The following is a 7,020-nucleotide window of genomic DNA, read 5'->3' on the forward strand; positions in this document are numbered from 1 at the left end:
GGGCGCCCCACACACGTACGGCCGGAGGTCAGAAGAACACGGACCTGCGCTGCACCAGCAGCTTGTACAGCGTGTGCTGGATCTGCTCACGGACCTGGTCCGTCAGGTTGAACATCAGCATGGGGTCCTCCGCCGCCTCCGGCGGATAGCCGTCCGTCGTGATCGGCTCGCCGAACTGGATCGTCCACTTCGTCGGCAGAGGCACCGCACCCAGCGGCCCCAGCCAGGGGAACGTCGGCGTGATCGGGAAGTACGGGATGCCCAGTACCCGCGCCAGCGTCTTCGCGTTGCCGAGCATCGGATAGATCTCCTCCGCCCCCACGATCGAGCACGGCACGATCGGCACCCCGGCCCGCAGCGCCGTCGACACGAACCCGCCCCGGCCGAAGCGCTGCAGCTTGTACCGCTCGCTGAACGGCTTCCCGATGCCCTTGAAGCCCTCCGGCATCACTCCCACGATCTCGCCGGCCCGCAGCAGCCGCTCCGCGTCCTCCGCGCACGCCAGCGTGTGCCCGGCCTTACGGGCGAGCTCGTTGACGACCGGCAGCATGAAGACCAGGTCCGCGGCGAGCAGGCGCAGATGACGGCCCGCCGGGTGGTTGTCGTGCACGGCGACCTGCATCATCAGACCGTCCAGCGGCAGCGTCCCGGAGTGGTTCGCCACCACCAGGGCGCCGCCCTCGGCGGGAATGTTCTCCACGCCCTTCACATCCACCCGGAAGTACTTCTCCGCCAGCGGCCGCACCAGCGACATCAGGACCTGGTCGGTGAGCTCCTTGTCGTAACCGAACTCGTCGACCTCGTACTCACCGGTCACACGCCGCCGCAGGAACGACAGCCCACCCGCGAGCCGTCGCTCCCACCCGCTCCGACGCCCCTCGGCCCCCGGAGCGCCACCCGGCCGGTCCCCGGCGGCGTCCACGCCATCCGAGGCCTCCGCAGGCCTCCCGGCCGTCCCCGCGCTACCGGCCTCCACCGGCACGGCGGGCCACGGAGCCTCCTCGGGCCCGGACTGCCCCGGCAGAGCCCGTACGGCGGCCTCCCCGGCCGTCCTGCCGGGCCGCCGGCGCGCCCGCGAACGGTCGTCGTCGAACGGAATGACCTTGGCGTCCGCCATCGTTACCTGGGCTCCTTCTGATCCAGCCGGGCCGCGACCCGGTCCACGGCCCCCGCGAGCATCTCCGGCGGCAGCAGCCCCGGCCCACGGCTGCGGACGAAGTCCGCGAACGTCTCGGCCGTCGTGAACCGAGGCGTGAAGCCGAGCGTCTCGCGCATCTGGACCGTGGAGACCACCCGGCCATGGGTGAGAAGCCGGATCTGCTCGGGCGAGAAGTCGGTGACACCGACCGTCCGCAGCGCAGAGCCCACCCACGTGACCGCCGGCAGCAGCACCGGCACCGTCGGCCGCCCCAGCCGCCGCGCGCACTGCGAGAGCAGCAGCACACCGTCCCCGGCCACATTGAACGTGCCGCTGTTCAGCGTCGCCCGGCGCGGCTCGCCCGAGGCGACCTCCAGGACGTCGAGAACATCGTCCTCGTGGACGAACTGCAGCCGCGGGTCGTAGCCGAAGACGGTCGGCATGACCGGCAGGGACAGATACTCCGCGAGCGGAGAGTCCACCCGCGGCCCCAGGATGTTCGCGAACCGCAGCACACAGACGGCCACGTCCGGGCGGCGCCGCGCGAAGCCCCGTACGTACCCCTCGACCTCGACGGCATCCTTGGCGAAGCCACCGCTCGGCAGCGACTTGGGCGGCGTCGTCTCGGTGAAGACGGCCGGATCGCGGGGCGCGGAGCCGTAGACGCTCGTACTGGACTTGATCACCAGGCGCCGGATCCGCGGCGACTTCTGGCAGGCACCCAGCAGCTGCATGGTGCCGATGACATTGGTCTCCTTGGTGGACGCACGGCCGCCGGCGCCCAGCGCGATGCCGGTGACGTCCATGTGGACGACCGTGTCCACCTCGTGCTCCGCGAGCACCTTGGCGATGGCGGGCTGGCGGATGTCCGCCCGTACGAACTCGGCCCCGCCGAGATCGTGCGCCGGTGGGACGGCGTCCACGGCGACCACCTTGTCCACCTCGGGATCCCGCTGGAGACGCCGTACGAATCGGCCTCCGAGATGCCGGGCCGCACCGGTGACGAGCACGACCTTGCCCAAGATCAGCGCCTTCCGTCGCTCTCGGCCCCGGGTTCTCCCGCAGGGCCCTGTGCGCCACCGTAGCGCCTCGTCGTTGCGCTGCGATGACCGCCGTGGGCAACCGGGTGGAACCCGGCCAAAAAAACGTGGCCCCTCACCGATTTCGGTGAAGGGCCACGCTTCGACGCACAAACAGCCGTCGTTACAGCCGTCGCTTACTTCTTGTTGCGACGCTGAACGCGGGTGCGCTTGAGCAGCTTGCGGTGCTTCTTCTTGGCCATCCGCTTGCGCCGCTTCTTGATAACAGAGCCCACGACTACCCTCGCTCACTTCTTCTCACTCGGTGCGGGGCGTCTGGGCCCACACGACCTACGTCGGCCTAGCCTACCGGCCAGAGCGCCGCAGTTGTAATCCGAGGGGTACGAGGGCTCTCGGTCAGGCTGTCTCCACCCCCACGAAGGACTCCCTGAGGTACTCGTGAACCGCCTGTTCCGGGACCCGGAAGGACCTGCCCACCCGAATCGCCGGCAGATGACCGCTGTGCACCAAGCGGTACACGGTCATCTTCGACACCCGCATCACCGAGGCGACTTCCGCCACGGTCAGAAACTTGACCTCGTTCAGAGGCCGATCGCCAGCAGCCATGACCCACCTGTACCTTCCGCACACGACGCCCACCGGCTTCCCCTCCGGTGACCCTGCGTCGCTGTGCGCTCACGCTCCAGACTAGGGGCGTGTGGTACGAGTGGGGAAGAGGAGCAGCCATCGGCCGTTTACCGTGACAGACACGCTCGATTGAGTACATAGCGAGTAAGCGGGCGGTAGTAATCGGACCGCACCCCATCATCAAGCGGAACGGCCACGGAGACCTGCCCCTCGGCCTCCCCGACGAACAGCGCCGGATCGTCCGTATCAGCCAGCCCGATGGCCTCGATACCGAGCTGACCTGCGCCGCAGACCCACCCATGGTCCCCCACGACAAGTTCCGGAAGCGGCCAGCCGTCCTCCACGACCCCCTCCAGAGCGGCCCTAACCGGCAGCGGCGAGTGGGTGTGCGCCCCCGTCTCACGCCCGGTTCCCGGCAGACCCGGTTCTCGCACCAGCGCGACACCTCGCGCGTAGTCGAGGATGTACGTGCGTAGACCGAACCGGGTCGTTATGTCGACACATCGCCCCTGCGCGGGTGTGAGAACAAGACATCCCACCGCCGACAAAGCGTCTGCGAGCGCTGCGTAGAAGCCGAGCAGCCGATGCGGATGACCGGTCCCGAACAGCACCGGAGCCCGCCGTCCGGCCACCTCACCCAGCCGCTCGGCGAACGCGTCCAGCGCACTCAACGTCCGCTCCGGATCGATGACATCGGGCCCCGAGCGGTGCGCCGGATTCCCCGACACCCCGCACTTGTCCGCCATCAGCCGCAGCAAGTCCCCCTCGCCCCAGCCCCATTCGGGATCGAGACCCAGCATCACCCGCGGATCCCGCGCCGCGAAGAGCCGGTAGCTCCGCAGACTCTCCTCACGCGAGGTCGCCACGGTCCCAGCCAACCCCGCCGCCAACAGATGCGCCCGCAGCGCCCCGGTACTCAGCACGCTCCCGATGCTGCCGGAGCAGAGGTGACGAGGGGCCAAAACCCCAGGGAGACCCCACAGTCGGCGTAACAGCACGGCCCACCGGAGGAATCAGGGGAGCAGCCCCCGAAGCGGGAACGCCGCCCGCCGGGTCGCGAGCACCGCCTGATCGAGCCGGTCCGCAGGGTCGTACCCCTCTTCCCAGTCCCGCCGCGCCACCGGCCACCGCCCGTCCGTCATCCGTACCGGACCCGGCTGCCGCGTCCGCGCATAGACCAGGTCACGCCACGACGACGGAATCACCGACTCGGGATCGATCTCCGCGTGCGCGGCGATCCCCACCAGATGCGTCCACGACCTGGGCACGACATCCACCACCGCGTACCCGCCACCGCCCAGCGCGACCCACTTCCCGCCGTCCACGTACTCGTGCGCGAGCTCATGACAGGCCACCTGCACCGCCCGCTGCGCGTCCAGCGACACCGCCAGATGCGCCAGCGGATCCTCGAAGTGCGTATCGGCACCGTGCTGGGTCACCAGGACCTGCGGCCGGAAGTCCGCGATCAGCTCGGGCACGACGGCGTGGAAGGCCCGCACCCAGCCGGCGTCCCCGGTCCCCGCCGGCAGCGCCACATTCACCGCGGACCCCTCGGCGGCACCGGCCGCACCCGTCTCCTCCGGCCACCCCGTCTGCGGGAACAGGGTCCGCGGGTGCTCGTGCAGCGAGATCGTCAGAACCCGCGGATCCTCCCAGAACGCCGCCTGCACCCCGTCACCGTGGTGGACGTCCACATCCACGTACGCGACGCGCTCCGCACCCAGCTCCAACAGCCGGGCGATCGCCAGGGACGCGTCGTTGTAGATGCAGAACCCCGACGCCGCACCCGGCATCGCGTGATGCAGCCCGCCCGCGAAGTTCACCGCGTGCGCCGCCTCCCCGCGCCACACTGCCTCCGCCGCACCGACCGACTGACCGGCGATCAGCGCGGACGCCTCGTGCATCCCGGAGAACGCCGGATCGTCGACCGTTCCGAGCCCGTACGCCTGGTCCGCGTGCCTCGGATCGGCCGAGGCCGCCCGCACGGCCGCCACGTAGTCCTCGCGGTGCACCAGACGCAGCGTCGAGTCACCGGCCGGCCTCGCCGCCACCACGTCCACGGCACGGTCGAGCTCGTACGCCCGCACCAACCCCATGGTCAGCGCGAGCCGTACCGGATCCATCGGATGCTCGGACCCGAAGTCGTACTGCGTGACAGCTTCATCCCACATCAACAGTGCGCGGCCGCTCATGCCCGCCACCGTATCGGGCCGCTCGAGAGCCGAACGACGTGGCGTACACCACCGTCACCAGGACCAGCACCATCGGCACGAGCATCGCCCCCCGATAGCTCCAGGCGTCCCCGAGCGCCCCCACCAACGGGGACCCGATCAGGAACCCCACGTAGTTGAAGACGTTCAGCCGGGCGACCGCCGCATCGCTCGCACCAGGGAAGAGCCGCCCGGCCGCCGCGAACGTCTGCGGCACGATCACGCTCAGCCCGAGCCCCAGCACCGTGAACCCGGCCATTCCCACCCAGGCACCCGGCGCCACCGCGACCAGCGCGAACCCGAGCGCCGCGAGGACCGCCCCGCACCGCACGACCGTGGCTGCACCCAGCCGACGGACCCCGAAGTCACCCACGGCCCGCCCCAGGAGCGTGGTGACCATGTACGCGTTGTACGGCACGGTCGCCAGCTCCTCCGAACTGCCGAGCACGTCCTGCAGGTACTTGGCGCTCCAGTTGGAGACCGTCGAGTCCCCTATGTACGCGAAGGTCATGACGAGGCAGAGCGGCAGCAGCAGCGTGAAGGAGACCCCGGCACCGTCGGCCTTCACCTCCTCGGCCGCGGGCAGCTGGGCCCCCGGCGTGTACCACCGGCTCGCCACCAGAGCCGCCGGCAGCAGCACGGCGACGACGGGCAGATACGAGACGAACAGCGGCAGATGCCAGTGCGCCCCGGCCCAGGCCAGCGAGGCCCCGGCGATCCCGCCCAGGCTGTACGCGGCATGGAACCCGAGCATGATGGACCGCCCGTACGCCCGCTGGAGGCTCACCCCGAGCATGTTCATGGACGCGTCCAGCGCACCGACCGCGAGCCCGAAGACCCCGAGGGCTAGGGCGACCTGCCACAGCCGCGTACCCGCGCCGACGGCGAGGAGCGCCAGGAGGACGACCGGCTGCGCCCACCGCAGCACCGCCCCCGGCCCCACCCTGGCCACCACCTTCTCCGTGGCCACGCTGGACACACCGGCCAGGATCGGGACGGCGGCCAGGAAGACGGGCAGCAGCCCGTCGGAGATGCCGTACCGGTCCTGGATGGCCGGTATTCGGGTCACAAGGAGCGCGAACGTCACTCCCTGCACGAAGAAACTGACCGCCAGGGATCCCCGCCCACGCCGCAACCGCGCATCCGTCATGGCGGCACAGCGTAGGACCCGGGTCTACCCATGGGTAGATGGATCACAGACCCAAAATCGCCGGCAGCTCGGCCATCCCGGCGAAGTACCCGGTGGCGCCGACGAGATTCTCCTCGGGCGTCATCGCGGTGAACCCGTACACGTCCATCCCGGCGGCCAGCGCGGCCTGGACCCCGAGCCGGCTGTCCTCCACGACCACACACCGCTCGGGGGCGACGCCCATCCGGGCGGCGGCATGGAGGAACAGGTCGGGCGCCGGCTTTCCCCGCCCGACGTCCTCGGCGCTGAAGACGTTCTCGTCCCGGAACCACGCGTCGAGCCCGGTCTTCCGGTGCCCGACCCGGATCCGCTGATGGGACCCGGAGGACGCGAGACAGTACGGAACGCCCTCGGCGACCAGCCGCTTCAGCACGTCGGTCACCCCCGCGACGGCCTCCAACTCCCGCTCGAAGGCGGCGAACGTACGCGCGTGCAGCGTCTCGTCGAAGTCGGCCGGCAGCCGCTGCCCGGTCCGCTCCCCGATCAGATCGTGTACGCGATGCACTGCGGAACCCATGTAGTCGCGCAGGGATTCCTCGTAGGAGGTGGGGTGCCCGAGCTCGGTCAGATAGCCGGCCAGGATGGTGTTGGCGACGGGCTCACTGTCGACGAGCACACCGTCGTTGTCGAAGACGACCAGTTCATAGCGCATGTTCATACGATAGGTGCCCGTAAACGCAGAAAAGCCCCGCACCAGAAGGTGCGGGGCTTTCCCACAATGATTGTTCGGCGGCGTCCTACTCTCCCACAGGGTCCCCCCTGCAGTACCATCGGCGCTGAAAGGCTTAGCTTCCGGGTTCGGAATGTAACCGGGCG

The 7,020-nt window shown here is 69.9% G+C and carries 8 protein-coding genes and 1 rRNA gene; all 9 read right to left on the minus strand.

From position 1 onward, the window contains the following. Positions 1 to 28: 28 nt before the first annotated feature. Complete coding sequence (locus ACZ3OF_RS21265) at positions 29 to 1,117, minus strand: lysophospholipid acyltransferase family protein (RefSeq protein WP_361671457.1); 1,089 nt, start codon at positions 1,115 to 1,117, stop codon at positions 29 to 31. Positions 1,118 to 1,119: 2 nt separating this feature from the next. Next, entirely contained in the window at positions 1,120 to 2,160 is a 1,041-nt protein-coding gene (locus ACZ3OF_RS21270) for an NAD-dependent epimerase/dehydratase family protein (protein WP_361672144.1), read from the minus strand. Between the two features lie 194 nt (positions 2,161 to 2,354). Beyond that, a complete protein-coding gene (locus tag ACZ3OF_RS21275; protein ID WP_003948845.1) occupies positions 2,355 to 2,453 on the minus strand; it encodes a 30S ribosomal protein bS22 in 99 nt (32 codons plus the stop codon). Positions 2,454 to 2,574: 121 nt separating this feature from the next. Further along, the gene (locus ACZ3OF_RS21280) at positions 2,575 to 2,784 is read right to left on the minus strand and encodes a helix-turn-helix domain-containing protein (protein ID WP_158988220.1); all 210 of its coding nucleotides are present in this window, start codon (positions 2,782 to 2,784) and stop codon (positions 2,575 to 2,577) included. Between the two features lie 128 nt (positions 2,785 to 2,912). Continuing rightward, positions 2,913 to 3,728, minus strand: coding sequence for a phosphatase (locus ACZ3OF_RS21285; RefSeq protein WP_361671455.1), 816 nt, complete (start codon positions 3,726 to 3,728; stop codon positions 2,913 to 2,915). A gap of 90 nt (positions 3,729 to 3,818) precedes the next feature. After that, the gene (locus ACZ3OF_RS21290) at positions 3,819 to 4,997 is read right to left on the minus strand and encodes an acetoin utilization protein AcuC (RefSeq protein ID WP_361671452.1); all 1,179 of its coding nucleotides are present in this window, start codon (positions 4,995 to 4,997) and stop codon (positions 3,819 to 3,821) included. Then, complete coding sequence (locus tag ACZ3OF_RS21295) at positions 4,966 to 6,165, minus strand: MFS transporter (protein ID WP_361671450.1); 1,200 nt, start codon at positions 6,163 to 6,165, stop codon at positions 4,966 to 4,968. The genes ACZ3OF_RS21290 and ACZ3OF_RS21295 overlap by 32 nt, the downstream gene beginning before the upstream one ends. A 43-nt stretch (positions 6,166 to 6,208) precedes the next feature. Beyond that, positions 6,209 to 6,856, minus strand: a complete 648-nt coding sequence (locus ACZ3OF_RS21300) for an HAD family hydrolase (RefSeq protein ID WP_361671448.1) — start codon at positions 6,854 to 6,856, stop codon at positions 6,209 to 6,211. Between the two features lie 72 nt (positions 6,857 to 6,928). Next, positions 6,929 to 7,020: ribosomal RNA gene (gene rrf, locus ACZ3OF_RS21305) — 5S ribosomal RNA — on the minus strand; the annotation flags it as partial.

It is taken from the genome of Streptomyces sp. NPDC022552, assembly GCF_055561875.1.

What these genes read in the sequence shown, in the direction of transcription:
- ACZ3OF_RS21280 (WP_158988220.1), bottom strand. Translation starts at nt 2,784, where the DNA reads ATGGCTGCTGGCGATCGGCCTCTGAACGAGGTCAAGTTTCTGACCGTG.
- ACZ3OF_RS21295 (WP_361671450.1), bottom strand. Translation starts at nt 6,165, where the DNA reads ATGACGGATGCGCGGTTGCGGCGTGGGCGGGGATCCCTGGCGGTCAGT.
- ACZ3OF_RS21265 (WP_361671457.1), bottom strand. Translation starts at nt 1,117, where the DNA reads ATGGCGGACGCCAAGGTCATTCCGTTCGACGACGACCGTTCGCGGGCG.
- ACZ3OF_RS21300 (WP_361671448.1), bottom strand. Translation starts at nt 6,856, where the DNA reads ATGCGCTATGAACTGGTCGTCTTCGACAACGACGGTGTGCTCGTCGAC.
- ACZ3OF_RS21290 (WP_361671452.1), bottom strand. Translation starts at nt 4,997, where the DNA reads ATGAGCGGCCGCGCACTGTTGATGTGGGATGAAGCTGTCACGCAGTAC.